Source organism: Streptomyces sp. NPDC058291, assembly GCF_042880855.1.
In the GTDB taxonomy this organism is placed as follows: domain Bacteria; phylum Actinomycetota; class Actinomycetes; order Streptomycetales; family Streptomycetaceae; genus Streptomyces.
The window spans coordinates 92,578-118,333 of record NZ_JBHVYK010000003.1; the positions used below are offsets into that span (position 1 = coordinate 92,578).

Here is a 25,756-nt window from a genome sequence, read left to right on the forward strand (position 1 = left end):
TCGAGGCTCTGCCTCCTGGTCGTCGTCCTCAGACCACCGCCGGCAGGTGCACCTCGAAGCGGCAGCCGCCCGGCACGTTGCACACCGCCGCGCGTCCCTGGTGCGCCTCCACGATGCCGCGCACGATGGCCAGCCCGAGTCCCGCCCCGGCCGGCGGCGTCCGGGCGTCGGTGCCGCGCCAGCCGGTGTCGAAGACGCGGGGCAGGTCCTCGGGGGCGATCCCGCCGCAACCGTCGGTCACCGAGAGCACGACGCGGTCGGCCTCACGGTGCGCCGAGACGGCGACCGTGCCGTCGGCGGGCGTGCGGCGGATCGCGTTGACGAGCAGGTTGGCCAGGACACGGGACATCTCACGCCCGTCGACCTCGACCGGCACGGCGTCGACGCCATGGCCCACGAGCCGCACCCCGTGTTCCCTGGCCAGGGCGTCGACTCCGGCGATGGCGTCGCCGACGAGGTCGTAGACGGACATCCGGGTCGGCGATAGGGCGAGCACCCCGGCCTGGATGCGGGAGAGTTCGAACAGGTCGCCGACCATGCCGCTCATGCGGCCGACCTCCGCGCGGATGCGGGTGAGGTAGACGCGGGGGTCGTCGACCATGCCGTCCTCCAGGGCCTCGGTCATCGCCTGCAGACCGGCCAGCGGGGTGCGCAGGTCGTGCGAGATCCAGGCGACCAGTTCGCGGCGGGAGGCCTCGAGGGTCCGTTCTCGTTCGCGGGAGGCGGCGAGCTTGCTGCTGGTGGCCGCCAACTGGCGGCTCAGCTGCGCGAGTTCGGCGGTGGGCGCGGCGGCGGGCGGGACGAAGCTGCCGTCCTCGCCGAGGGCCCGGGTGGCCTCGGCCAGTTCCCTGCTGCCCCGGACGACACTGCGGCCCAGGAGCAGCGCCACGACGAGCGAGACGACCGCGGCCATCGAGCACACCATCGTCACCACCCACAGGTCGTGGTCGGAGAGGAACATCGCGCGGGACACCAGCATGGTCCCGGCGAGCATCGCCGCCACGGTGACGGCGGCGACCACGGCCAGGGACACGGACACGGAGCGGTGGCGCAGCGCCCGCAGGGCCACCGCGCCCGCCAGGCCGGCGGCCGCCGCGCCGATCGCCGCGTAGAGCGCTATGAGGAGCGTGTCACCGACCATCGCCGACCTCGCCTTCCTGGAGTGCCGGGGGGTCGAAGCGGTAGCCGACGCCCCAGACCGTGCTGATGAGCCGCGGGCGGGCCGGGTCGTCCTCGACCTTCTCGCGCAGTCGCCGCACATGCACGGTGACGGTCGACAGATCGCCGAACTCCCAGCCCCAGACCCGCTGCATCAACTGCTCACGGCTCGTCGCCCGGCCGGGGTGCCGGATGAAGAACTCCAGCAGATCGAACTCCCGGATGGTGAGGGCCAGTTCGACGCCGTCACGGGTGGCGCGCCGGGCGGTCGGGTCCAGGGCGAGCGGTCCGGAGCGCAGCCACGGCTCGGCCGTACCGGCGCGGGCGGCGACGGACGCGCCGGACCTGCGCAGCACGGACTCCACCCGCAACACCAGCTCCCTGGGGCTGAAGGGCTTGGTGACGTAGTCGTCCGCGCCGACCTCCAGGCCGAGGATGCGGTCCTCCTCGTCGCCGCGGGCGGTCAGCATGATCACCGGGAGGGGTGCGGTCGCGCGGATGCGGCGGCAGACCTCCAGGCCGTCCATGCCGGGCAGCATCAGGTCCAGCACGACCAGGTCGGGTGTGCGGCGGGCGGCCTGGGCGACGGCGGTGGGGCCGTCGGCGGCCACGTCCACGGCGAAGCCCGCCCGGTCGAGGTATCCCGCGACGACCTCGGAGACGGTGGGGTCGTCGTCGACGACGAGTACGCGTTTCACAGCACCGAGTCTCACACCAGGATCCCGCCGCCGACGGACGGGGCGGGCGACGTCAGCGTTCCGTAAGAACACGAAATCCCTTATGTCGCTTTTGCATCCGTACAGTGAGTGACGTGATCAAGACATCCTCCCCTTCCGTGGACGTCGTGCTGCCCTGCCTCGACGAGGCCGAGGCCCTGCCGTGGGTACTGGCGCGGATCCCGTCCGGCTGGCGCGCGATCGTCGTCGACAACGGCTCCACCGACGGTTCCCCCGACATCGCCCGCGGCCTGGGCGCTCACGTGGTCCACGAGCCCCGGCGCGGCTTCGGGGCCGCCTGCCACGCGGGCCTCACCGCGGCGACGGCCGACGTGGTCTGCTTCTGCGACTGCGACGCCTCCCTCGACCCCGCACTGCTGCCGGCCGTCGCCGGCCCCGTCCTGGCCGGCGACGCGGATCTGGTCCTGGGCCGACGCCGGCCCACCGCCCTGCGCGCCTGGCCCCTGCACGCCCGGCTGGCCAACCTCGAACTGGCCCGCCTCGTCCGCCGCCGCACCGGCCTGCGCCTGCACGACCTCGGCCCCATGCGCGCCGCCCGCCGGGAGGCGCTGCTGGACCTGCGGCTGACCGACCGGCGCTCCGGCTACCCGCTGCAGATGGTGGTCCACGCCGCCGACGCCGACTGGCGGGTGACGGAGACCGACGTGCCCTACCGTCCGCGCACGGGCCGATCCAAGGTCACCGGCACCTGGCGCGGCGCCTATCAGGCCGTGCGCGACATGCGCGCCGTCCTCGCCGAGCCGCCGGCCGCCGCGGCGGCCCCCGGCGCGGGTGTCATGGGAGGCGTCCGATGAACGCCCGCCCCGCGACCGCCGGGTCGCCCGCCCTGCTGGTCATCGCGAAGGAGCCGGCGCCCGGCCGGGTCAAGACCCGCCTGACCCCGCCCTACACGCCGCAGGAGGCCGCCGCCCTGGCCGAGGCCGCCCTGACCGACACGCTGCAGGTCCTGCTCCGGGCCCCCGCCCGGCGTCGGATGCTCGTCCTCGACGGGACCCCCGGCCGCTGGCTGCCCTCCGGTTACGAGGTCGTCCCCCAGGGGCCCGGCGGCCTCGACGAGCGCATCGCCGCCGCCTTCGAACGCTGTGACGAGGGACCGGCTCTGCTGGTCGGCATGGACACCCCGCAGCTCACCCCGGACCTGTTCGCCGAGGTCGGCCGCGACGGGCACGACGCCTGGCTCGGACCCGCCGCCGACGGCGGATTCTGGGCCCTGGGCTTCGCCGAACCGGCCCGCGCCGGAGCTCTCGTGCGGGGCGTGGCGATGTCCACCGACCGCACCGGAGCCGTCCAGCACCGCAGACTCCTCGACGCCGGGCTGAGCGTGGGGCGGCTGCCGACGCTGCGCGACGTGGACACCGCAGCCGACGCCGCCTCGGTGGCCGCCTGCTGCCCGCCCCGGTCCCGCTTCGCCGCCGCCATGGCCTCGCTCGCGCAGGCCGTCCGTTGAGCGGCGTCGCGCAGAACGCGCGCACGGCCGTCGCTGCCCGCACCGAGACGGGCGAGCGGACACCGCCCACCGGCGACCACCCCCGCGTCACCCTGCCCTCCCGGCCCCCCGCGGGAGGGCAACGCGTCGACCGAATCCCGTCCGCCGAGCCGGGGGAGCCCTGGACCGACGACCCCTACGCGCGGGCGGTGCGGCGCGGCCGGGGCCCGCTGTACCTGCGCCGCATGACGGCGTCCCCAGCCGCGGCGACCGATCTGCTGGCCCTGGACGTCGAGCGCTTCTGCGCCGCGCCAGACGCCGCCGACACCGACGTGCTGCACCGCTGCACGGGACCCGTCCTGGACGTGGGCTGCGGTCCGGGACGGCTGGTCGCCGCCCTGGCCGCCCGGGGCATGACCGCGCTCGGCGTGGACGTCAGCCCCGCCGCCGTCGCCCGTACCCGGCGACAGGGCGGCGCCGCCCTGCGGCGGTCCGTCTTCGAGCGGCTGCCCAGGGAGGGCCGCTGGGGCACGGTGCTGTTGATGGACGGCAACGTCGGCATCGGCGGCGACCCGGCCGTGCTGCTGACCCGGCTGCGCGAACTGCTCCGCCCCGGCGGGCGCCTTCTGGTCGAAGCGGCGCGGCACGACGTGGACGAACGCCTCATCGTCCGTGTCGAGGACGCCGACGGCCGCCACGGACGCCCCTTCCCCTGGGCCCGGGTCGGCGCCACCGCGCTGCTGCACGCCGCCGACGCCACCGGCTGGATCCTCACCGGCCGGTGGACCGCCGCCGACCGCGTCTTCCTCGAACTCCACCGCCCGGCCGCCGCCGAGGCCGTGCACCCCCTGCGCCGCCAAGGACCGAACCGCCCATGACGACCGTCAGCCCACGCCTGCGGGATCCCGACCGCCAAGCCCCGCCGACGTCCCCGGACCCCGCCGCGCCGCCGACCCCCCGGGGAGCCCGGACCCGCGTCGCGGTGACCGCGCTCCTGCTCGTCGCCGTCTGCGCCGTCATCACGGTCACCCTCCACCAAGGCGACGACCACAGCGCCCCGGGCCGTCTGCTCGGCGGATACGCCCTCGCCTGGACGTTGTTCGCCGCCGCCGTGTGGACCGTGCGCAAGGTCCCGGCCCGAGCCGCGACCGTCCTCGTCCTCGCCGGGGCGGCCGCGGTGGCCGTGGCCGGACTGACCGCGCAGCCCCGCACCAGCAACGACATGTACCGCTACGCCTGGGACGGCCGGGTCCAGGCCGCCGGGATCTCGCCCTACGCCCATCCGCCGGCCGCACCGGAACTCGCCCCGCTGCGCGACGGCTGGCTGTTCCCCGCCCGGCCCGCCTGCCAGGGGTGGGGACTCACGCACACGGCCGAGGGCCTCTGCGTCCGCATCAACCGGCCCACCGTCCCCACCATCTACCCGCCCGTCGCCGAGGGCTGGTTCTTCGCCGTGCACGCCTTGTCCCCTCCGGACAGCCGTCACAAGCCGCTGCAGGTCGGCGGCGCGGTCCTGGCCTTCGGCACGACCCTCGCCCTGCTGGCCGTGCTGCGCCGCCGCGGCGATCCGCAGCGGGCCCCGGCCCGGGCCGCGCTGTGGGCATGGTGCCCAGCCGTCGCCCTGGAAGCGGTCGACAACGCCCATGTCGACGCCCTGGGCGTGCTGTTCGTCGTCCTCGCCCTCGGCGCCGCCAGCGCCGGAACCCGCCGGGGCGCGCTGCTCGGCGCGGCGATCGCCGTCAAGCTGCTGCCCGTCCTCGTCCTGCCCGGCGCGCTGTCCGGTCAGCGCAGCCCCACGCGCGTCCTCCGGGTCGTCGCGGCGGCCGTCGCCGCGGTGGCGCTCACCTACCTGCCCTACGTCGTGGCCTCCGGCGCGGGCGTCCTCGGCTACCTCCCCGGCTACCTCCACGAGGAGGGCTACGAACCGGGCCACGTACGCCGGTTCGCGCTGCTGAGGCTACTGCTGCCCGACGCGGCCGCGGGCGTGGCGGCGGCGCTGCTGCTCACCCTGACCGCCCTGTACGTGTGGTGGCGGGGGGACCCGGACCGCCCCTGGCGCGGCGCGCTCCTGGTCACCGGCACCGCCCTGATCCTCATCTCGCCGAGCTATCCCTGGTACTCCCTCCTCGTGGTCGCCCTCGTGGCCATGGACGGACGCTGGGAGTGGCTCGCCGTCACCCTCGCCGGCACGGCCCTCTACGTCGGCGGCCGCCTCCTGCCCGGCTTCCCGCTCCAGGCATGGGCCTACGGCAGCGCGGCGACCGTGATCGCCGCCGGGGCGTGGCTGCGCTCCGGCGGAGCGCGCCGAATCCTGCGGCGCCCCTCCGACCGCCGCTGAGGTCGAAACCCCGCACCGAGCGGTCCGGCGCCCCGCCGTCCGGACGGCCCGACACGGTCGAGGCGGCGCTGGCCGACGAGGGCGACGGACAGGAGGAGGACGGTTCGCCGCCCTGGCGAACCCTTGCTGCCCGAACAAGGCCTACTCAGAATGGAGTTGAGTACGTGCGCGCCTGCCCCGGGCTCGCGCTGCGGCGAATACGGGTGCAGCGGCGCAGCGGGGAGCGCCGTCGGCAGCGGCGCCGTGCGCTGCGCGTGGCCGTTGTTCGCGCACGTGGGCCGGTGGGCCGGGTGCGCTCTCGTCTCCGAGGGAAGGAAGCGGGTCGTGATGTCGACGAACCAGCCGTGGCGGATGTCGGTCGACGGCGAGGTCTTCGAGGTGAGCCAGCCGGAGGGCGAGCCGGGCGTCTATGACTTCGTCTGGCTGACCGGGCCCGATCCCCGCTACGGGTTCGGGTTCAGCACCCACCCTGCGGTGCGCTCCAGCAGGGAGCAACTCGAGGAGGCCGTGCGGGAGTTCCTCTCGCAGGTGGACCCCGGCACCGGGTACATCGAGTGATCGGCGCCGCCTGATCGGCCGCCGGGCAGCGTCCGTTTCGTCTCGTCGAGCAGCTCAGGCGGAGTGGCGTTGGTGGATCGGCCGGTCCCTGCCGGTCAACGGCAGGCCCGTCCCGCCCCGACGGGCGGCGACGATCTCCGCCACGATCGACAGCGCGGTCTCCTCGGGCGTCCGCCCGCCGAGGTCCAGGCCGATGGGCGACCTCAGCCGGGCCAGCTCGTGCTCCCGCAGGCCGATGTCGCGCAGCCGCCGGTCCCGGTCGGCGTGGGTGCGCTGGGACCCCATCGCGCCGACGAACGACACCGGCAACCGCAGCGCGACCTCCAGCAGCGGGACGTCGAACTTGGCGTCGTGGGTGAGCACGCACACCACGGTGCGCGGGTCCGTCCGGGTGCTTCGCAGATAGCGGTGCGGCCAGTCCACGACGACCTCGTCGGCCTCGGGGAAGCGCTCCGCGGTGGTGAAGACGGGCCGCGCGTCGCACACGGTGACGTGGTAGCCGAGGAACTTGCCGGCCCGGACCAGGGCCGCCGCGAAGTCGACGGCGCCGAACACGATCATCCGGGGCGGCGGCACGCTCGGCTCGACGAGCAGGGTGAGGCCGCCGGGGCAGTGCGATCCGTCCTGCGACACCTCGACCGTGCCGGTGCGACCCGTGTCCAGCGCGGCCGACGCCTCTAGCGCGGCGGTGCGGTCGAGGTCCTCGTGCCCGCCGAGCGTGCCCTCGCGGGAGCCGTCGGCGTGGACGAGCAGTGCGGCGCCGAGAAGCGCCCCGGGGCCGCGGACGACCCTGACGAGGGCGACCGGCTCGCCCCGTGCCGAAGCGCTCAGGGCCGAGCGCAGCAGCGTGCCGAACGGGCCCTCCGCCGTGACCGGGGTGATCAGGACGTCGAGGACGCCGCCGCACGTGAGACCCACGGCGAAGGCGTCCTCGTCGCTGTAGCCGAAGCGTTCCAGCGCGCTGGCGCCCGTCTCCATCGCCTGCCCGCACAGGTCGTAGACCGACCCCTCCACGCACCCGCCGGACACCGACCCGATCACGGTTCCCTCCTCGTCGACCGCGAGGGCGGCGCCCGGCCCGCGGGGCGCGCTGCCGCCGACGGACACGACGGTCGCGACGGCGGCCCTGCGGCCCTCGGCCAGCCAGTCGCCCAGCTGCGGTGCGAGGTCAAGCATCGCGACCGCCCGTCAGGACGCGGTCGGGACGGATGGGCAGGCTGCGGTGGCGCACACCGGTCGCGTGCCACACGGCGTTGGCGACGGCGGCGGCGGCCCCGACGATGCCGATCTCGCCGATGCCCTTGATGCCGACCGGGTCCTCCGGGTCCTCGTCCGCCACCCAGTGCGCCTCGACGTGCGGGACGTCGGCGTGCGTCGCCACGTGATAGCCCGCGAGATCCGCCCCGACCGGCCCGCCGGAGGCCGCGTCGCGCGCGGCTTCCTCGTGCAGGGCCATGGAGATGCCCCAGATCATGCCGCCGGTGAACTGGCCTCGCGCCGTGAGGGGGTTGACGATGCGCCCCGCCGCGAACACGCCGAGCATGCGCCGTACCCGCACCTCGCCCGTGGCGGTGTCGACGGCGACCTCGGCGAACTGCGCGCCGAAGGAGTGCCGTTCCTTGCGGGCGAGCGCGGCGATCGCCTCGGTGGTGTCGGAGCGCACGGTGACACCCTCGGCCGGGATCGCCGCGCCCGGCACGAGCCGGTCGCGCAGTTCGCCCGCGGCGGCCATGATCGCCCAGGACCAGGACCGGGTGCCCATGGAACCGCCCGCGATCATCGCGGGCCCGAACGCGCTGTCGCCGATGCGCACCTGTACGCGCTCCGGGGGGACCTCCAGGGCGTCCGCGGCGACCAGGGTGAGGGCGGTCCGCGCGCCGGTGCCGATGTCCGCCGCCGCGATCCGTACCGTGAACCGGCCGTCGGCCTCGGCGGTGATCGAGGCCGTGGACGGGGCGGCGCCGGCGCCGAAGGAGGCCGCCGCGGCGCCGGTGCCCAACAGCCAGCGACCCTCGCGCCGCACCCCGGGCCGCGGATCGCGCCGGTCCCAGCCGAAGCGGCGGACGCCTTCCTCGAAGCAGGCGCGCAGATTGCGGCCGGCGAAGGGCAGACCGGAGACCGGCCCGTGGTCCGGGTCGTTGCGCAGGCGGAGCTCGACCGGGTCGACGCCGCACGCGTGGGCGAGCTCGTCGAGCGCGGCCTCCAGCGCGAAGGACCCCGGCGCCTCACCCGGAGCGCGCATCCAGGTGGGGCTCGGAACGTGGAGCGGCACGACCCGGTTCTCCGTGCGGTGGGCGTCGGCGTCGTACATCACCCGGGCCACTCCGGCGCTCGGCTCGACGAACTCGTACACCGTGGAGGTGCGGCTGAGCGAGCGGTGCTCCAGGGCGCGCAGCCGCCCGTCGGCGTCGGCCCCGAGCCTGACCCGCTGGATGGTGGGGCTGCGATGGCCGGCCAGCGTGAACATCTGACGACGGGTCAGGACGACCCGCACCGGACGTCCGACGATCCTGGACGCCATCACGGCGGCGACCTGGTGGGCGCGGACGCCCTTGCTGCCGAAGCCGCCGCCGACGTGCTCCGAACGCACCCGCACCGACGCGGGATCGAGGGCGAAGAGGTTCGCGAGTTCGGCGACGACCCAGGTCGCGCCCTGGTTGGAGTCCACCACCTCGAGCCGGTCGGCCTCCCAGCGGGCGGTGGCCGCGTGCGGCTCCATGGGGTGGTGGTGCTCTTCCGGAGTCGTGTACGTGGCGTCCACGACGACGGCGGACGCGGCGAGTTCGGCCTCCAGGTCGCCCTTCTCCGTCACGGCGGGCATATGGCCGTCGGACGGATGGGCGTCGGGGTGATCGCTGGTGAACGCGACGTCGTGCGGCGCCTGTTCGTAGTGGACGACGAGGGCCTCGGCGGCTTCGCGTGCCTGCTCGGAGGTCTCGGCGACCACCAGCGCCACCGGCCAGCCCCGATGCGGCACCTCGTCGTTCTGGAAGACGGCGCAGGTCGGATCCGGGCCGGTGCCCAGCAGGCCGATGTAGTCCGTCTTCAGCGGCAGGGCGTTGCGATGGTCCAGCACGGCGAGGACGCCCGGCATGGCGAGGACGGCGTCCGCCTCGACGGACCGGATCCGGCCACGCGCCACGGTGGACAACACCAGCCAGCCGTAGGCGAGTCCGGCGAACGGGACCTCACCGGCGTACCGGGCCGCACCGGTGACCTTGTCCCGCCCCTCCACGCGGACGTGAGATGTGCCGACGGCGCGGACGGGGGCGAGGGGCGCCTCGGTCGTCGTCATCGGGCGGCCTCCTCGGCGAGTTCGCTCAGTACGGCCACGGTCAGGTTGCGCATCAAGGTCACCTTGAATCCGTTGTGCGTCAGGGGCCGGGCCGCTGCCAGTTCGGCGTCCGCGGCGGCCGCGAACGACCCGGCGTCGGCGGGCGCCCCGGTGAGGGTCCGCTCCGCGGCGCGGGCCCGCCACGGCCGGGAGGCGACGGCCCCGAACGCCAGGCGCACCTCGCGCACGACACCGTCGCGCACATCGAGCGCGGCGGCGACCGAGCCGATCGCGAAGGCGTAGGAGGCGCGTTCGCGGACCTTCCGGTACCGGGAGCGGGCGGCGACCGGAGCGGCCGGCAGGGTGACGCCGGTGATCAGGGCCCCCGCCGGCAGGGCCGTCTCGACGTGCGGGGTGTCGCCGACCGGGAGATAGAACCAGCCGAGGGGCAGTTCGCCCGGGCCCTGGGCGGTCTCGTAGTGCACCACGCCGTCGAGAGCCGCCAACGCGACGGCCATGTCCGACGGATGCACGGCCACGCAGTGCGCGGAGGCGCCGAGGACGGCGTGGTTGCGGTTCTCGCCCAGGCGGGCAGGGCAGCCGCTGCCGGGGACCCGCTTGTTGCAGGGGCCGGTGGTGTCGGCGAAGTAGGCGCAGCGGGTGCGCTGGAGGAGATTGCCGCCGACGGTGGCCATGTTCCGCAGCTGGCCCGAGGCTCCGGCGAGCACGGCCTGCGCCAGAGCGGGGTAGCGGGTGCGGATCAGGGGATGGGCGGCGAGGTCGCTGTTGGTGACGGTGGCGCCGATGCGCACGCCGCCGTCCGGGGTCGGCTCCACACCGTCCAGCGGCAGACCGCGTACGTCGACCAGCTGTCCGGGGCGTTCGACGCCCGTCTTCATCAGGTCGACCAGATTGGTGCCGCCGGCGAGGTAGCGGGCGTCCGGGTCGGCGTCGAGCAGCGCGACGGCGCCCGCGACGTCGGGGGCCTTGCGATAGCCGAACTCCCTCATGCCGCCGACTCCTTCGCTTGCTTCGTGGCTCCCGTGCGCGGCGCGGCCCCGGATTCCGAGGCCCTGCTGACGGCCTCGACGATCGAGGTGTAGGCGGCGCAACGGCACAGGTTGCCGCTCATGCGCTCACGGATCTCGTCCGCGGTCAGGGCCGGCGGTCCGGCCGCGGGGCGTACGTCGGCCGTGGCTGCGCTGGGCCAGCCGGCGGCGTGCTCGGCGAGCACGCCGATCGCCGAGCAGATCTGTCCCGGTGTGCAGTAGCCGCACTGGTAGCCGTCGAGGTCGAGGAACGCCTGCTGCACCGGGTGCAGCAGGTCGCCGTCCGCCACGCCCTCGATGGTGGTGATCTCCCGCCCTTGGGCCGCGACCGCCAGCTGGAGACAGGCCAGGGTCCTGCGGCCGTCGACCAGGACGGTGCAGGCTCCGCACTGCCCCTGGTCGCAGCCCTTCTTGGCGCCGGTGAGGTCGAGCCGCTCGCGCAGTGCGTCGAGCAGGGTGGTGCGGTGGTCGACGGGCAGCGTGTGCCGCTCGCCGTTGATGTGCAAGGTGATGACGCTGGACGTCGGTAAGGCCATGAGAGCTTCTTTCGCGCTTCCGGGAAACCTGGGCGGCGGTCGCCGGTGCCTGGCGACGGCCGAGGTGCGTCGTGCGGGGGAGCGGGGTGGGTGCGAGTGACGGCGTCGACGGTGAACGCGCACTCCCGCGCGCATCCGGCCGGGGTTATGGTGAGCCGAACCGGACAGCCGTCCGTTATCGGCAAAAGTAGGGGACAGCTGTCCGCTTAGCAAGGGTGGGTTTCCGGCGCACCCCGAGGAGAACCGAGTGCGGTACAAGAAGGACGCGCCCCTGCGCTCGGACGCACAACGCAACCGCGAACGCATCCTGGAAATCGCCCTGGCGGAGCTGACGCTGCGCTCCGACGCGCCGCTCAGCGCGATCGCCAGGAAGGCGGGCGTCGGACAGGGCACCTTCTACCGCAACTTCCCCAACCGGGAGGCCCTCGTCCTGGAGATCTACCGCCATGAGATGCGCCAGGTCGCCGACAGCGCGGCCCGCTTGCTCGAACAGCTGCCGCCGGACCAGGCCCTGCGCGCCTGGATGGACCGGCTGGCCGAGTTCGCCATGACCAAGGCCGGCCTCGCGGACGCGATCCGCCTCGCCACCAGCACGCCCGGCGGTCCCGCCAAACCGGCCAACACCCCCGTCACCGACGCGGCCGAACTCCTTCTGCGCGCCAACGACGCGGTGGGCGCCATCCGGCCGGGCATGACCCCCGACGACCTGATCCTGGCCATCGGAGGCCTGTGGCAGCTGACGCCCGCGGACGACTGGCGCCCGCGGGCCGCCCGGCTCCTCGACCTCGTCATGGACGGACTGCGCGCCGGTGCGCCCGGGGCAGCGGGCCCGGCCCCGTCTCCCTGACCGGGCGCCGGCCACGCCGGTGACGGCGCCGTCCGTCCGGACCGGTCCGGCCCGGCCAGCAGACCGAGCCGCGCCGCCGGGGGACCGCCGGGGCTGCCGGGTTCGCCCGACCGGATCGCCCGCCGCCCGCAGCACGGTCGTACGTCCCAGCCCCCCTGCACGTCCGCACGTCAGCAGGGCTGGGACGATCTCATGACGCCCGACCCGGCGCAGGAGCTTGCGGCGGACGCTCCGACCGGTGATGCTCGCGGTGTCGCACCGATCAGCCGGACCGACCATCCGTCCTCGTCGGAAGCCGCGGCATCCAGCCACATCGCACGCCGGGACGGCGGCAGCCGGAACCGCCCCTGCAATCCCGGCGTTCACTTCGGGGGAGTTCAGGCATGGAAACGATCATCGTCCAGCCGCCCGGTCCGTCAGGGCCGGACGCCGTGGGCGCGGGCAGGCCCGAGCTGCTGCACATGGGCCCGGGCGACGTGGCCGAGTTCGGGCGCGGGCTGCCCGGCGGCGGGGGAGTGGCCATCGTCCTGCCGGACCTGGGAATCTCCCGGCTGGCGGGTCGTCTGGAGGCCGCGGAGGACTATTGGCGGGTGTCCAACTTCAGCCCCCGCACGGCGTACGTCGTCGAGAACCTGGAGGGAGCCGGCGAGTACCTCACGGTCGCGCCGGGGCGGCTCGGCGCGCCGGTGCCCTTCGAGTTCTCCCGGGTCGTCCTGCCCGCGCTGAAGGGCTCGGCCGCCTTCAAGGTGTTCGCCCCGCAACACGCCTACCTGGACGAGCGGTCCGCGCTCGGCTCCGGTGAACAGACCGTGCATCCCTACGCGTTGGACACGACGGCCAAGTACTTCCTGGTGCTGGTGGCGCTGTGCGAACCACGCCTGCGCGATCCGTCGGGCAGCGCGCTGCCGGGCGCCGGCGACATCGCCGAGCGGCTGCGCCCCCTGGACGCCTGCCGCGATCTGACCCGCTCCGCCGTCAACTACCACATCGACTACCTGGCCTTCACGAAGCTGCGCCTGGACCTCGGCGACGAAAGCGGAGCGGACGGCGGCGGCCGCACCGGCGTCAAACGCGCCCGGCTCGCCTCCCTCGCGTTGCGCTTCGGCCTGGTGCGGGAAGAACATCTGGGGTTGCTGCCGTCACGCAGGCGGTCCGTCGGGCGGGGGGCCCCGGCGTGACCTCGTCCGGCGCCGAGCAGGGCGCTCCTTCAACACCGCGCCTGCCGACGGGCTTTCGCGTCGACGGCTGGGAACTGGGCGCGGTCATCGGCTCGGGCGGCTGGGGAACCGTGTACGAGGCCCGCGCGGTCGCGGACGGCGCGACGGCGGCGGTGAAAGTGCTGCCCACCACGTCCCTGGCCCCCGGCCAGCGGGCCACGGTGGCTGAACTGGTGGCGCGCGAGGTGCGGTTCAGCGCCGAAGCGGACCATCCCCACCTCGTGCGGACCCGCGCCGTGTGCACCGTCCACGCCCCGGAGCATCCCGCGCTGGACGGGGCGATCGCCCTGGTCATGGACCGCGCCGAGGCCAGTCTGGGCCAGGTGCTGGACTCCGCCGCACCGGGCGGCCCGCTCCCGCACGCGGAGCGAATCCTGCGCGGCGTGGCCGTCGGACTCGCCCACATGCACGGCGCCGGCTGGGTGCACGGCGACCTCAAACCCGCCAACGTGCTGCTGGGCTCGGACGGCGAGGTGTGGCTCGCGGACTTCGGGCTCGCCGCCGAACTCGACGGCACCCACGCCCATCTGCCGCCGCTCGGGACGCTGGACCACCTGCCGCCCGAGTGGTGGTCGCAGCGCACCGGCGTGGACGGCGCGGTGGTGCGGCCGACCGCCGACGTGTGGGCGTTCGGCGTCCTCGCCCACCAGGTGCTCACCGGCGGCCTCCATCCGTTCCCCGGCGCCACCGCCCGCGCGCGCTCGCTCGCCGCCCAGGCCTACGCCCGCGGCACCGCGCCGCTGCGCCTCGACGCCGGGCTCCACGACGGTTGGCGCAGGCTCGTCGCGGACTGTCTGGAACCGGATCACGCGGCTCGCCTCCGGCACACCGCCGAGAGCCTCGCCGCGCGCGTCGGGGAACTCGCCGGCACACGACGCCGACGCCGGTTGCCGACGTCGGCCGCGGTGGCGCTCGTCGGCGTGGCGGCGGCCACGCTCGCCGGGGCGGCGCTGCTCGGGGGCGACGGCGGCGGGGGCGGCGCAGGCGGTGACGACCGCCCGCGTGACGCGCCCGCCGTCGCCACCGGCGCGCACACCGCGCCCGCCGGGGAACTCCGGGCGAATTCCGACGTGCCGACAGCGCTGGTGCCGGTCATCACGGCCGCCGCCCGGCGCTGCACCGACGCCGAGATCACGCCCGCGCTGCTCGCCGCGTTGATCAAGGCGGAGAGCGGCTTCGACGCGAACGCGGCCCGCCCGGCGGCCGAAGAGTACGGCATCGCCATGTGGACGCCGTCGGTATTCCGGGCCTGGGCGGTGGACGGCGACGGCGACGGCGACAAGGACTACCGTTCGCCGCCGGACGCGATCCACACCATGAGCCTGTACGTGTGCTGGCTCGACCAGCGGTTCAAGCTGGCCGGGCTGCCCGCCGAGAAGCTACCCGCGCTCATCGCCGCCGGTTACCGCACGAGCGACCGCACCGTCATCGAGGAGCGCGGCGTTCCCGAACGGGTGCGGCCGCACGTCGAACAGGTGCTCCGCTACCTCGCCGCGTACGAGCGGTGAGGCAGCGGAGCACGGCCGGACTCGTGCGGGGACGGCGCCGACCGCACGGTGTCGGCCTCGCGTTCCGCTCAGCGGTCCCGGTCCTCTCGCAGCAGTCCGGGACGTCTTTCAGCAGTCCCGGACGTCCGGCATCCGGTTGTCGGGCGAGTTGATGTAGATGTTGCTGATCCAGCCGCCGTACTGCGGCAGGTAGGCCCACCAGTCATTGGTGTACGGCGGCACCGAGACGACCTGCCCCTGGGTCTGGCAGCCCACCGACACCTCGACGCCGGCCGGGAGTTGCGTCAGCGGAGACCCGTCGGTGGAGGGGTTGCGGCGGACGTTCACATGGTCGCTCCACGTGCCGTACCACCACCCGGCAGGCCGGGTCGCCCCCGGCACGTTCAGCGACCGGGTCAGCCGGCCGATGTCGGTGTACGCCTTCCCGTACGAGGTGCCGACGGGGTGCAGGGTGAACACGGCCACGATGGACCGGTCATCGGGGCCGACGGTCCCCGTGGTGTGCAGCGCGGGCCGGGTCAGGTCGACGTCCGCGGCGGTGGACGGAGCAGGAGCGGACGTCCGCGTCGCGCTCGCCGCAGCCCCCGAGCCGCACGTGCCGTCCTCGAACGACGAGCCCGCCCAGCCCTGTTTGACCGCCCACGGCTTCTCGAACGCCCCGGCGATGCCGAAGTGCTGGTCGAAGCCGTCCGAGGCGCATCGGGTGGACTGGCGCAGGTTGCCCATCACGAAGTCGCGCACGGGTGCGGGCGCGGAGTCCAGGAGGTAGCGGTAGATCGTCACCGTGTCCCGGGCGGAGAGCGCGGTGTAACCCCAGAAGCCCTCCTGCCCCAAGGGCGGTGGCGCGGTGTCCTTCAGACCGAGTCGGCCGACCATGCGGGTGATGATCGCCGGTCCGCCGTACTGCGACCAGTAGTAGTTCGCCGCCTTGTCGTCGCTGCTGCGCAGCATCGGCTCCAGCCGTGCCCGGTCGGCGGCGGGCACGCCGTAGTCCGGGCCGCGGTCCCACAGGAAGTCCAGTGCCAGCAGCAGTTTGACGACCGAGGCGGACCGGAAGGCGGTGCTCGTGTTGAGCTGTTCGGTGAAGGAGCCGCTCCGACGGTCGAAGACGGCGACGGCGGCGGTGACGCCGGCCGGCACCTGCACGGACGCGGCGGTCCTCGCGGACCGGGGAGTCGGGGCGTCGGCGGCCGCCGTCCCGGCCGCGCCGATGAACAGCAGCATCGTGGCGGCCGCGGCGAGAATTCGGAGTCTCAACGGTAGTGCTCCCTCAGGTAGATCGAGTTGATCGGGCCGAGATCGACGTAGGCGCCTTCCTGCGGGCCGATGGTGTAGTGGCAGTCGGTGTCGATGGACTCGCACGTCTCGGCGAGGGCGCCGTCGTACTGGTTGTTGAGGACCCAGTGATCCCCGTACTGGTCGTAGATGGGGTGGAAGCCGTAGGAGAAGAAGATGTGGCTCGGGCTGACGGCCGGGTTCTGGTTCTGCGGGTAGATGCAGACGGCGCCGTACGGGCAGCCCGCCCACGACCCGTCGTCGGCTTCGGCCTGACTGGAGGCGGTCAGCACGGCCGCGGTGGTGAGGGCGAGCGCCGCGGCGCCCCGGAGGAGTCTGCGCATGGTGATCCCTTCGCGTGGAGCGGGAGGTGGAGCCGAGAGGGGCGGGCGAGGCAGGGACAGGGACAGGGGCTGGTGAGCCGGGTGTGCGGCCTACCACCAGTCGGAGCAGCGGACCACGCCGTCCGAGATCAGCGAGCCGCACACCCGGAACTGGTACTGAGGGTCGGTGCTGGTCCGCTTGAACGGTGTGGTCAGGCTCTGTCCGGCGGTGCGGACGGTGAAGGGCCCGCACTGCAGCCACGGTGACACGGCGCCGGCGTTGTCCCAGCCGTTCGCGCGCCAGTCCATCCAGACGTTGTCGCCGGGCCGGGTCTGGCCGCTGATCTTGCCGAAGGCGATCTGCTGACCGACGTAGGCGCCCTTCTCGAGCGTGAAGTGGACGTTGCCGACGTCGAAACGGCGCGGCTTGACGGTGTCGCCCTCGGCGTCGTCCGGGTGGTCGCGGAAGTTGTGCGCACCGCCTTCGCAGTCGGCGGCCGAGGCGGCTGCGGGCTGCGGCGGCTGGGCGATCACGACGCCGGTGGCGACCGCGCACAGGGTGGCGGCCGTGGCGAGGGCGGAGCGGAACGGGCGCATGGATGCCGTCTCTTTCGGTCCGTGGAGGGCGCCCCGCGAAGCAGCCGGGGCCGGGAAGACGACTCGAACCCTAGGGAGAGAACCGGCGCCGGCGGTCCTGACGGATGTCAGGATCCCGATCAGGCCACGCGAGACAACGTCGTCGCAGGCGGGGGCGCGGTGGCCACCGCCGGCGTGCCTGCGGTCGGTGTGCCTGCGGTGAGAAGGGCCCCGGTCACGGAAACACCGTGACCGGGGCCCCCGGATCAGCTGCCGTGGAAGCCGCCCACGGTCACTAGTTCCGGTATCGGAACACGATCCGGCCGCGCGTCAGGTCATAGGGCGGGAGCTCCACCAGCACCCGGTCCTCCAGCATGATCTTGATGTAGTTCTTGCGGATCTTCCCGCTGATGTGCGCGAGCACCTGGTGGCCGTTCTCGAGCTGCACGGTGAACATGGCGCTGCGCAGGCACTCGACGACCTTGCCCTCGACCTCGATGACGTTCCTGTTCCTCGTCATCGGACCAGCTCCAGGTTGCTGCTCATCGGCTGGGCGCCGACGCCCTCGAACAGCGCCGCAGCCGCTCGGTTGGATTCGTGCACCTCGGCCCAGGCCCTGGCGGACCCGGAGGCGTGCAGCGTCCCCAGCGCGTGGGCCAGCAGCGCCCGCCCGATGCCGCGGCGCCGCTCCCCGGCCCGGACCGCGACCAGCCCGATGCGCGGACGTTTCACGGTCACCACCCGGATCAGACCGAGGTAGCGGTCGGCGGCCGCGGCCACCGCGTACGCCGACGGGTCGACGACGGTGTCGCCCTCGGGGCGGGGGATCACTTCCGCGGGCATCGATTGCCACCCGACGGTCGCCTCGACTTCGTCACGGATGGCGCGGTCCACCGCCCGCAGCAGACCCTCGTCCGCCCGACCGGCGGGCACGATCGTGACCCCCGCCGGCGGGCGGACCGCTTCGAGCCCGGTGACCCGCGGATCGGTCGGCACGACGTACTCCCACTCGCGACGCCGGACCGTGAAACCGGCCCGCCGCCAGCCGACCGTCAGCTCGGCGTCGGCTTCGTCGACCACCGTGTACAGGGGTGCCGGCAGTTCCGTCACCATCGCCTCGGCGAGCCGGTCGAAGGCGGCGTCGTGCCAGGCGTCGATGCCGACGAACAGGCGTCCGTCGGGCCGTGGATGCGCATACCCGCGGCCGACCACCAGGTCGTCGTCGAGTGCGTGCCATTGCCTGTCCGCGACGCGCGTGATGGTCACCGCGTGTTCGCTCAGGCCAGATGCGAAAGGCTTCGTGTTCATCGGGGTCTCCTCCCGGGAGTGCCTCGGTCTCAGGCGCTCCTGGCGACACCGAACGTCAGCCGCCGGACCGTGACGGATGGGGGGAGCACCCATGGGTGACTGTGTTCACGGGGCTCACCTCCATACGACGACTTCACGGTCCGCCACGAACGTAGCAGCGGGGCGCCGCCGTGCTCAATCCTTTTTCCGGGAGACCGCCAAGCGACCACCGCCGGGGCCGACTTGAGGCGTCCTCCGTCCCCCCGTCAGCCGCGCACCGGGGGCACCGCACGCTCGGCCGTCAGCCGTCAGCCGTCAGCCGTCAGCCGTCAGCCGTCAGCCGTCAGCCGTCAGCCGTGCGACGCCGGGGCCGCGCCGTCGCGGCCGTAGCGAGGGCGGCGAGGCCGGTCAGGCAGAGCCAGGCGAAGGCGTCCCCGATACGGTCGTAGACCGTGGTGACGCCACGCGTGGGCACGTAGGCCACCATCGTCTGCCGACCCGTCGTGAAGTAGTCCGCGGTCGCGAGGACACGGCCTTTGTCGTCGTAGGCGGCCGAAACGCCCTGCGTGTCCTGCCGCACCAGTGAGTAGCCGCTCTCCACGGCCCGCAGACGCGCCTTCGCGGTGTGCGCGGCGCCGTATTCCTTCCAGTCGGCAGCGGGGACGAGCATGATGTCGGCCCGCGTCCGCATGAGGGCGGGAAAGTCGGCGTCGTAGCAGATGACGTTCGCGATGCGGCCGTACGGGGTGTCGGCGACGGGCACGCGGCCGTCGCCGGGCGTGTACCTCTCGGAGCCGGGGATCGGGTGCGCCTTCTGGTAGGTCCACAGCACTTCGCCGTGGGGGTCGATGAGCAGCGCCTCGTCGCGGCCGAAGGCGGGGGCGGCCGTGCTGTAGACGCGGACGCCGATCTCCAGGTAGATCCCGGACCGGCGGGCCTGGTCCTGTGCGGCGGCGATGGCGGCGGGCGCGTGGGACTCCTGGACCCTGACGGCCTCCTCCGGCCAGATCACGATCTCCGCTCCGGCGGCGGCCTCACGCCGGGTGGCGGCCAGCAGGTCGTTCTCGACGGCGGTCATCGCGGGCTCGACCTGCGCGGCGGGCGCGGCTGCGACGTCCGCCGGTCCGCCGTCGATCCGCCCCAGCGTGGCCTGGAGGGAGTCGGTCACGGCCCGGCTGGGGCTCACCCCGGCGATCCGTACCGTCGTACCCGCCGACGGGCCGAAGGCCAGCCGCGCGCCGCCGGCGAGCACGACGGTCAGCAGGACCGTCCCGTAGACCAGGCCGCCGCGCCACGCGGGCCGCTCCCGGATGCGGTTGGCGGTACTCGCGAAGTACCCGATCAGGAACCCGATCCCCCACGGCCCGGTGACCGACACGACCTGGAGGAGCGGGAGGTCGTCGTGCTGCGTGACGGCCAGGCAGCCGTACGCCGTGCCGAGCGGAGTCACCGTGCTGATCAGGAACTCGGCGCCGGCGAAAGCCGCGGGGAAGACGAGGGCCGCCACCGCCGGGCGCAACCGGCCGACCAGCACTCTGTCGACCAGGAAGGGCAGCGTCTGCAGGGCGGCGAGAGCGACGGCGCCCACGACGGTGACGGGGACGAAGCCGAGCTTCGACTCCTGGATCCAGAAAGCGGCGGCAGCGATGTGCGCCGACCAGATCCACATCGGTCCCGACCACACGCGGCTGAGGCGAGCGAAACGCAGCAGGAACACGGGGAACAACCAGGCCGCGGCCGCGATGTCCCACCGGCCGCCCACCGCGAACAGCATCGTTCCCGTGCCGAGCACCAGTAGCCCATAGCGGGACGTCGGCGAACTCCGTTGCTTCTCGGCGTACTTGATCTCGGTCGTCTCGTCCGGGGAAGGTCGCGCCGCCGGGGCGACAGGGGTGTTCGACGCACGAAGGTCTGTCATGACGACGACGCTAGGCGGGCGGCTTCGCGCGGCACGTCCGTCTCGACGGCGATCTCCCGCGCGCCCACGCAACCATCGATGCGCGCCCGGGGGAGGATCCGCCGGGCGTCTCGTTCGCCTAGTCTGACGGATCGAGATGATCATCCACATGAAGGCCTTGCCGCGGGCCGCGCAGCGGTGGGCAGCCCGCCGGCCGTGGCTGACGGACGTCGCGCTGGGCGGCGGACTGACGCTGTTCGACATGGCCACCGTGCTGGGCCGCACACCCGAGCCGGCCGGCTGGGGAGTGGCCCTGTGGGGAGCCCAGACGGTCCCCCTGCTGTGGAGACGGTCCCGTCCACGCGCCTGTCTGGCGGCGATGACCTGCTGGTACATGGCCTTTCAGGTGCTGAGTCCGATCGAGGGCCGCATACCCGGTCCGTTCCTGCTCATGATCGGCGTGTACGCCGCGGCTCGCTACGCGCCGGTCCGGGGGAGCCTGCCGGGGACGTTGCTGTGCCTCGCGTGCACCTCCACTGCCGATGCGCTCGGCGGGCACTGGCAGACTCCGGGCCTCGGATCACTGGAGCCGATCAGCGCCACGACCTTCGTCTTCTTCTTCGCCCTCGCCTGGCTCCTGGGGTGCGGCCGGCGCAGGATCGACGCCGACGCGGAACGCCTGCGGGAGCTCAATCGGCGCCTGGCGGCCGAGCAGGACCGCAATGCCCGCCAGGCGGTGGTCGGCGAGCGCGCCCGTATCGCCCGTGACCTGCACGATGTGGTGGCCCACCATGTGAGCGCCATAGCCGTGCAGGCGCGAGCCGCCGAGGAGGTCATGGCGCCCGCGTCCGTCCCCGCCGAAGCCGTGCAGTGCGTCGGGCTCATCGGGCGGACGGCCGACACCGCGCTCCTCGAGATGCGGCGCGTCCTGGGTCTGCTGTCGATCCGGGAAAGAGAACTCGCGCCAGAACCGTCCCTGGAGCATCTCGAACCGCTCGTCGAGGCGGCGACGGCCGCGGGCTGCCGAGTGACGTTCGTGTCGGGGTACCGGACGGGGAGCGCGTTCTCCGCGGGGATGCGGCTCTCGGTCTACCGGGTCGTCCAGGAAGCGCTGACGAACGTCGTCAGACACGCTGGTCCCGTCGGTGTGCGAGTCGCCGTGGCCGGTGACGACTCCCGCCTCACGATCGACGTGGTGAACGACGCGGCGCCGGCAGGACACGTGCCTGCCCCGGGGACCGGGCAGGGGCTCGTCGGCATGCGGGAACGCGTCCTGGCCTTCGACGGCGTGTTGGAGGCCGGCCCGTGCGAGGGCGGTGGCTGGCGGCTGCACGCGGTTCTCCACGCGACGGCGCCCCGACCGGCACAGGCGGACGCGTGACGATCCGCGTGCTGCTCGCCGACGACCAGGACATGGTCCGGACCGGACTCCGTCTGATCATCGACCGGCGTGAAGGCCTGTCGGTCGTCGGCGAGGCGGCGGACGGGCGGCAGGCGGTCGCGCGTGCCATCGAGCTCCAGCCCGACGTCGTGCTGATGGACGTCCGTATGCCCGGCGCGACGGGCGTGGAGGCCACGCGGCACATCACCGCCTCCTGGCCCGGGCCGGGCCCGGCGCCGCGTGTCCTCGTGCTCACCACCTTCGACCTGGACGAGTACGTGCATGCCGCGCTGCGGGCCGGGGCCGTCGGCTTCCTGCTCAAGAACAGTCCTCCCGACCAGCTCGTCGAGGCCATCCGCGCGACGGCCAACGGCGATCCGGCCCTTGCTCCGAGCGTCACGCGACGTCTCATCGACACCGTCACCGCACTGCCGCCCGCCCTGATGCCCGATGCCCCGTCTCCCGCGGCGCCCGAGGGCGGGCTCGCGGATCTGCTGACCGAGCGCGAACTCCGGGTCCTGGTACTGGTGGCCAGGGGTCTGTCCAACGCCCGGATCGCCTCGGCCCTCGGCCTCAGCGAGGCGAACGTGAAGAGCCGCGTCAACCGCGTCCTCACCCGCCTCGGCGTCGAGAACCGGGTCCAGGCCGCCGTGCTCGCCCACCAGGAAGGCCTCGCCGGAATCGTCCGGACCCCACCACACCGGGACCGGTGAGGCGTCACCGGCGATCGGGCCGCCCCACCCGCCGGACGGACCGGCCGGTACGTCCAGCGGGCGGGCGTCCGCCGAGATCGGGGAGGTCCGGGCAACCCCCTCGGCGATGCTGCGTAATGTCGCGCCCTCGATGCGGTGGTCGCGCTGTTGAGCGGGCTGGCCGTCCGGCGTCATGGCCAGGCGGCAGTGCTACGCGCCCTGACTCGCGCTGAACGGGCCCCGGCTGCGATCAACGTGTTCTGCACGGGGGATGAACCGACGACTGTCCCGTGATGATCGGCGGAACGAACCGCCGCCCTGTAGGCCCGGATATGCGGTCCTGAAGTCAGTCCAGGCCGGCAGCCCATGCCGCCGGCGTGGTGAAGTCGTCGCAGGCGAGGCCGAACCGGGGGCGATCCGGTGCAGGAGCGCGGGACCGTCGTGGTGCCCGGCCACCCAGGCCCGATCCGACTCGGCGATCTCGTCGTGACCGCACGGTACCGGCTTGCGCAGCCGGACATGCGGCCGGGGAGCCATGGCTACGTGGCGGGTCGGGTGGCGGGCTGGAGGCGGAAGGAGAGGGCTTCCATCAGGCGTTTGCGCTGGGTCTTCTGGACGGCGGCGATCCGCCACCCTTCCTCGGGCCGGCGCACTACCGTGTAGGTGGCGAGCTTTCCCAGCCGCCTGGGCCTTCCCCTGCCGACGTCACCACGGGTGACGACGACGGCCGTGTCCGAGCCGTAGAAGCGGATGTCGGTGATCTCGACGGCCAGTTCCGTGCCCTTGAGGAATCCCTCGAAAAGGGCCTGGTGGGCACGGGCGATCTCCTGACCGCCGTGATAGACGGTGCCGGCGAAGGTCACATCGGTCGCGTCGAGGGTGAAGCACCGGCCGTAGGCCGTCGCGTCACCGCGGTTCCATGCCACGCGGCTTTCCTCGAGGAGGGCGTGGATCGCGGCGACGTCGTTGTCGTGGGCGGTTTCCCGGGGCGTAAGAGACATCACTTCTCCCTATTGGGCTTGGTGGCGCCGGCCGGGCGACAGCGGGGGCTCACCGGGTTCCTGCATGGTAGTTTCTTGTAGGCATTAAATGCTTTGACGATTTATCTGCGCCAACGAAGAGATTAGGGAGTGGAAGGAACCGTGTCAACGCCCTCCATGCCATCCGATGCGAGCGAGGTCTACCGCCGCTACCTGAGCGCCGTGATGCTGCACGGTCACGCCAGTGCCAGGGCATGCGACCTCGGCGCCACCGACATGTACGCCCTGAACATCCTTCAGCTGTCCGGCGCGATGTCGCCCGGGGAACTGTCGGAGCGCACGGGTCTGACCACCGGTCCGACGACCCGGTTGATCGACAGGCTGGAACAGGCCGGGTACGTCCGTCGCGCCGCCGACCCCGGAGACCGGCGCAAGGCCGTCGTGGATCCGATCGGCGAACCCGCCGAGCTGGACCGCGTCATGGCTCCCGCGCGGCAGAAGATCGGTGAGATCCTCGGCGCCTACACGCCCGAGCAACTCGCAGTCCTCTTCGACTACTTCACCCGGGCCGCCCACGCGTACGACGCCGCCGCACAGGAACTGCGCGGGGCGGGGACGGAGGGCTGAGGCCCGGCCTCGGACGTCGGGGTTTCGCGGACCTGCGGGGCCTCATGGAGCCATCGGTCAGGTTCGAGCACCCGCGCGGCGGGGAAGAGCACCCCGCGAAGATCGCAGCGCGTGCAGCGCGCCGGGCGAGCGGCTGGTCCGGGCGTCGAGCCGCCGTGGAAGGGGGGTACGACGGGTGGGTGCAGCGATCCTGGCGCTGGTGGCGGCGGTCGTCGGTGGGCTGGTCTCACTGGTCTCGGTGCGGTTCACGCGGCGTTCGGCCCAGCGGCTGCGCGACCCGGGCCGCGGCCGTCCGGCAGACGATCCGCGATCGGGGTGCCGGACGCGAAGACAGGCCCGAGGTGGTTCGGCCGGCGGCTGACGATGTGTTCAGAGCTCGGCGCCCGTCTCCTCGGCCAGTGTCTCCACCAGACGGTCCTGGAAGGCCTCGTCGTGCACGGCGCGGTGCGGCTGCTGCCGCTCACGGTGGTACCAGTACCCGCCCGTGGTGAGGGCTTCGGGCTCGTCACTCGTCGCGAGCCAAACCTGTGTGCGATGGCCGAGTTCCAGATCGTCCGGTGCGCCCGGCCCGCCCATCTTCGTCGGCACCCAGCCCGGGTCGACGGCATTGCTCAGCACACCAGGGCGCAGGCGGGCCACCGCGGCTGCGAGGGTCGTGACGAACAGCTTGCTGTCGGAGTACGAGCCCGCGCTCGAGCCCCGCCAGTCGATGCCCTTCAGTGAGGGATGCCCGCTGTAGTGCGAACCGCTGCTGAGGTACACCAGGCGGCGAGGTCCGGGCAGCAGGGCCGTGAGCAGGTACGGGGCGATGACGTTGACCGGCATGACCGGGCGTCCGCTCCACACGCCGGCGTTGTGGATGACCGCGTCCAGCGGCGCCGCGTCGTCGAGCTCGGCGGCGATACGCCGTACGGAGTCACGGTCGGTGAAGTCGCCGATCACGAGACCCGCTCCGCGGTCGACCAGCGCTTCGAGAGCCTGCGCGCGGTCCGGGTTGCGGGCGTGCACGACCACGTCGTGCCCCGCGGACATCAGGGCCGCCGCAGCCGCACGTCCCAGCCCGTCCGCCGAGCCGGTCACCAGGATCCGGCTCATGAGTGCGCCTGCCTGCGCGTGACTGCTTCTCGCATAGGAGGGTTCGGCCCTTCGGTAGTCGCCGGTCCGGGCCGGTTCGGGCCCGCACGCCTTGCCGCGGCGTTCCGGCAGCCGACGTGACCCTCCCCATCCTGCCCGGTCCGTGCTCCGACGGCAGGCCGGGGTCAGCCCGCGTCGGGGACCGTGACGATGTTGCCGTCCTTGTCGAGCGTGTGGGTGTTCCAGTACAGGTCCCACTTGTCGTCGACCTGCGTCGGCACCTTGCCCTTGGGGTAGCGGACGGATCCCGCCGGCGGCTCGTCCCCGTCCGGCACGCAGGAGCTGCCGGTGTCGCCCACGGACAGGACGGGGTACTCGCCGTTGCCGCAGATGTTCTCCCTGTACTCGAGGCCGGAGCATCCGGTGAGCGCGACGACTGCCGCCGCGCCCCCGGCGAGGGCGGCGGCGATACGGATCCTTCGGGGCCGAGGGGCGGTGGCGGCGCGGCTCGTGCTGCGGGGGAGGTTCATGATCGTCTCCAGTCTCCGGCGGTTCGTCTGCCGCTACTCTCGCCGCCAGGAGCCGCCGTTCCATGAGTACGTGTACTCAGCGCCGTACCCATCGGTACTCAAGTGGCCCTATCCTCAGGGGAGTTCGTACCGGTGCGTCCGTGTGGGCCGTGACGTCGCCGAAGGTCGCCCGTCGGGAAAGGCGCGTCGGAGCGGCTCCCCTTCACCGTCCCCGCGGAGGATCTCGCCGTCCGGACCCGGGGCTCCTGGACCCTCGTCCCGGGGACCTGCACCTTCGCGGCGGCGCGATCCTCGCGCGACATCACCGCGCAACGAGCCCTCACCGTCCGCTGACCGGCCACACGGCTCGTGTGACGTTCCGCGGACCGGCCGGGAACGTCACACGACGGCGCCCCCCCGGCGGGCGATGCGGGGGGGGCCGGCCCGGACCGCCACCCGGGGCGGGGCGCGGGGCCCAGGGTGAGGC

The 25,756-nt window shown here is 73.4% G+C and carries 26 protein-coding genes; 11 read left to right on the forward strand and 15 right to left on the reverse strand.

Going from position 1 to position 25,756, the window contains the following annotated elements; translation table 11 throughout:
- Positions 1 to 28: 28 nt before the first annotated feature.
- Entirely contained in the window at positions 29 to 1,141 is a 1,113-nt protein-coding gene (locus ACFVYK_RS02600; protein WP_389767668.1) for a sensor histidine kinase, read from the reverse strand.
- Positions 1,131 to 1,856 carry a response regulator transcription factor gene (locus tag ACFVYK_RS02605; protein WP_389767670.1) on the reverse strand — a complete coding sequence of 242 codons (726 nt, stop codon included), beginning with the start codon at positions 1,854 to 1,856 and terminating at the stop codon, positions 1,131 to 1,133. Before ACFVYK_RS02605 ends, ACFVYK_RS02600 begins: the two co-directional genes overlap by 11 nt.
- Before the next feature lie 113 nt (positions 1,857 to 1,969).
- On the opposite strand from ACFVYK_RS02605, the gene ACFVYK_RS02610 reads away from it, so the two are divergent.
- From ACFVYK_RS02610 to ACFVYK_RS02630, 5 genes are all read left to right on the forward strand, one after another.
- Positions 1,970 to 2,689 (forward strand): glycosyltransferase family 2 protein, encoded by a 720-nt coding sequence (locus ACFVYK_RS02610; protein WP_389767672.1) that lies wholly within the window; start codon positions 1,970 to 1,972, stop codon positions 2,687 to 2,689.
- Entirely contained in the window at positions 2,686 to 3,342 is a 657-nt protein-coding gene (locus ACFVYK_RS02615; protein ID WP_389767674.1) for a DUF2064 domain-containing protein, read from the forward strand. The genes ACFVYK_RS02610 and ACFVYK_RS02615 overlap by 4 nt, the downstream gene beginning before the upstream one ends.
- Positions 3,339 to 4,199 carry a class I SAM-dependent methyltransferase gene (locus tag ACFVYK_RS02620; protein ID WP_389767676.1) on the forward strand — a complete coding sequence of 287 codons (861 nt, stop codon included), beginning with the start codon at positions 3,339 to 3,341 and terminating at the stop codon, positions 4,197 to 4,199. The genes ACFVYK_RS02615 and ACFVYK_RS02620 overlap by 4 nt, the downstream gene beginning before the upstream one ends.
- Positions 4,196 to 5,659 (forward strand): glycosyltransferase 87 family protein, encoded by a 1,464-nt coding sequence (locus ACFVYK_RS02625; protein ID WP_389767678.1) that lies wholly within the window; start codon positions 4,196 to 4,198, stop codon positions 5,657 to 5,659. The genes ACFVYK_RS02620 and ACFVYK_RS02625 overlap by 4 nt, the downstream gene beginning before the upstream one ends.
- Positions 5,660 to 5,986: 327 nt before the next feature.
- Entirely contained in the window at positions 5,987 to 6,217 is a 231-nt protein-coding gene (locus ACFVYK_RS02630) for a hypothetical protein (protein WP_389767680.1), read from the forward strand.
- Between the two features lie 54 nt (positions 6,218 to 6,271).
- Here the strand turns inward: ACFVYK_RS02630 and ACFVYK_RS02635 are convergent, their stop codons facing one another.
- The 4 genes from ACFVYK_RS02635 to ACFVYK_RS02650 are packed head-to-tail and all read right to left on the reverse strand — an operon-like array spanning position 6,272 to position 11,076.
- Positions 6,272 to 7,393, reverse strand: coding sequence for an XdhC family protein (locus ACFVYK_RS02635; RefSeq protein WP_389767682.1), 1,122 nt, complete (start codon positions 7,391 to 7,393; stop codon positions 6,272 to 6,274).
- The gene (locus ACFVYK_RS02640; protein ID WP_389767684.1) at positions 7,386 to 9,512 is read right to left on the reverse strand and encodes a xanthine dehydrogenase family protein molybdopterin-binding subunit; all 2,127 of its coding nucleotides are present in this window, start codon (positions 9,510 to 9,512) and stop codon (positions 7,386 to 7,388) included. Before ACFVYK_RS02640 ends, ACFVYK_RS02635 begins: the two co-directional genes overlap by 8 nt.
- A complete protein-coding gene (locus tag ACFVYK_RS02645; RefSeq protein ID WP_389767686.1) occupies positions 9,509 to 10,501 on the reverse strand; it encodes an FAD binding domain-containing protein in 993 nt (330 codons plus the stop codon). The genes ACFVYK_RS02640 and ACFVYK_RS02645 overlap by 4 nt, the downstream gene beginning before the upstream one ends.
- Complete coding sequence (locus ACFVYK_RS02650) at positions 10,498 to 11,076, reverse strand: (2Fe-2S)-binding protein (RefSeq protein ID WP_389767688.1); 579 nt, start codon at positions 11,074 to 11,076, stop codon at positions 10,498 to 10,500. Before ACFVYK_RS02650 ends, ACFVYK_RS02645 begins: the two co-directional genes overlap by 4 nt.
- Before the next feature lie 247 nt (positions 11,077 to 11,323).
- On the opposite strand from ACFVYK_RS02650, the gene ACFVYK_RS02655 reads away from it, so the two are divergent.
- The 3 genes from ACFVYK_RS02655 (at position 11,324) to ACFVYK_RS02665 (ending at position 14,648) form a co-directional block, all read left to right on the forward strand.
- Positions 11,324 to 11,923, forward strand: a complete 600-nt coding sequence (locus ACFVYK_RS02655; RefSeq protein WP_389767690.1) for a TetR/AcrR family transcriptional regulator — start codon at positions 11,324 to 11,326, stop codon at positions 11,921 to 11,923.
- A gap of 383 nt (positions 11,924 to 12,306) precedes the next feature.
- Positions 12,307 to 13,101: a serine/threonine protein kinase gene (locus tag ACFVYK_RS02660; RefSeq protein ID WP_389767692.1), complete on the forward strand. Its 795-nt coding sequence runs from the start codon at positions 12,307 to 12,309 to the stop codon at positions 13,099 to 13,101.
- Complete coding sequence (locus tag ACFVYK_RS02665) at positions 13,098 to 14,648, forward strand: protein kinase (protein ID WP_389767694.1); 1,551 nt, start codon at positions 13,098 to 13,100, stop codon at positions 14,646 to 14,648. Before ACFVYK_RS02660 ends, ACFVYK_RS02665 begins: the two co-directional genes overlap by 4 nt.
- A 108-nt stretch (positions 14,649 to 14,756) precedes the next feature.
- Here the strand turns inward: ACFVYK_RS02665 and ACFVYK_RS02670 are convergent, their stop codons facing one another.
- The 6 genes from ACFVYK_RS02670 to ACFVYK_RS02695 all read right to left on the reverse strand — a co-directional run bounded on the left by ACFVYK_RS02670 (position 14,757) and on the right by ACFVYK_RS02695 (position 20,027).
- On the reverse strand, positions 14,757 to 15,905 hold the full coding sequence (locus ACFVYK_RS02670; RefSeq protein WP_389767696.1) for an SH3 domain-containing protein: 1,149 nt from the start codon (positions 15,903 to 15,905) through the stop codon (positions 14,757 to 14,759).
- On the reverse strand, positions 15,902 to 16,267 hold the full coding sequence (locus ACFVYK_RS02675; protein WP_389767698.1) for a hypothetical protein: 366 nt from the start codon (positions 16,265 to 16,267) through the stop codon (positions 15,902 to 15,904). Before ACFVYK_RS02675 ends, ACFVYK_RS02670 begins: the two co-directional genes overlap by 4 nt.
- Before the next feature lie 90 nt (positions 16,268 to 16,357).
- Complete coding sequence (locus tag ACFVYK_RS02680) at positions 16,358 to 16,843, reverse strand: hypothetical protein (protein WP_389767700.1); 486 nt, start codon at positions 16,841 to 16,843, stop codon at positions 16,358 to 16,360.
- 274 nt (positions 16,844 to 17,117) lie between these two features.
- The gene (gene infA, locus ACFVYK_RS02685) at positions 17,118 to 17,342 is read right to left on the reverse strand and encodes a translation initiation factor IF-1 (protein ID WP_389767702.1); all 225 of its coding nucleotides are present in this window, start codon (positions 17,340 to 17,342) and stop codon (positions 17,118 to 17,120) included.
- Positions 17,339 to 18,130, reverse strand: a complete 792-nt coding sequence (locus ACFVYK_RS02690) for a GNAT family N-acetyltransferase (RefSeq protein ID WP_389767704.1) — start codon at positions 18,128 to 18,130, stop codon at positions 17,339 to 17,341. The genes infA and ACFVYK_RS02690 overlap by 4 nt, the downstream gene beginning before the upstream one ends.
- 322 nt (positions 18,131 to 18,452) lie before the next feature.
- The gene (locus ACFVYK_RS02695) at positions 18,453 to 20,027 is read right to left on the reverse strand and encodes a nitrilase-related carbon-nitrogen hydrolase (RefSeq protein ID WP_389767706.1); all 1,575 of its coding nucleotides are present in this window, start codon (positions 20,025 to 20,027) and stop codon (positions 18,453 to 18,455) included.
- A 148-nt stretch (positions 20,028 to 20,175) separates the two neighbouring features.
- Between ACFVYK_RS02695 and ACFVYK_RS02700 the strand changes: the two genes are divergently transcribed.
- Together ACFVYK_RS02700 and ACFVYK_RS02705 are read left to right on the forward strand one after the other, a co-directional pair.
- Complete coding sequence (locus ACFVYK_RS02700) at positions 20,176 to 21,387, forward strand: sensor histidine kinase (RefSeq protein WP_389767708.1); 1,212 nt, start codon at positions 20,176 to 20,178, stop codon at positions 21,385 to 21,387.
- Positions 21,384 to 22,100 (forward strand): response regulator, encoded by a 717-nt coding sequence (locus ACFVYK_RS02705; protein WP_389767710.1) that lies wholly within the window; start codon positions 21,384 to 21,386, stop codon positions 22,098 to 22,100. The genes ACFVYK_RS02700 and ACFVYK_RS02705 overlap by 4 nt, the downstream gene beginning before the upstream one ends.
- 518 nt (positions 22,101 to 22,618) lie before the next feature.
- On the opposite strand, the gene ACFVYK_RS02710 is transcribed toward ACFVYK_RS02705, so the two are convergent.
- Entirely contained in the window at positions 22,619 to 23,080 is a 462-nt protein-coding gene (locus ACFVYK_RS02710; RefSeq protein WP_389767711.1) for an SgcJ/EcaC family oxidoreductase, read from the reverse strand.
- Between the two features lie 156 nt (positions 23,081 to 23,236).
- Here ACFVYK_RS02710 and ACFVYK_RS02715 point away from each other — a divergent pair, with 156 nt between their 5' ends.
- Positions 23,237 to 23,686, forward strand: a complete 450-nt coding sequence (locus ACFVYK_RS02715; protein ID WP_389767713.1) for a MarR family winged helix-turn-helix transcriptional regulator — start codon at positions 23,237 to 23,239, stop codon at positions 23,684 to 23,686.
- Positions 23,687 to 24,055: 369 nt separating this feature from the next.
- Here ACFVYK_RS02715 and ACFVYK_RS02720 read toward each other — a convergent pair whose 3' ends face one another.
- Together ACFVYK_RS02720 and ACFVYK_RS02725 are read right to left on the reverse strand one after the other, a co-directional pair.
- Entirely contained in the window at positions 24,056 to 24,781 is a 726-nt protein-coding gene (locus ACFVYK_RS02720) for an SDR family NAD(P)-dependent oxidoreductase (RefSeq protein WP_389767715.1), read from the reverse strand.
- A gap of 164 nt (positions 24,782 to 24,945) precedes the next feature.
- Positions 24,946 to 25,290, reverse strand: a complete 345-nt coding sequence (locus tag ACFVYK_RS02725) for an SCO0607 family lipoprotein (protein WP_389767717.1) — start codon at positions 25,288 to 25,290, stop codon at positions 24,946 to 24,948.
- Positions 25,291 to 25,756 lie beyond the last annotated feature (466 nt).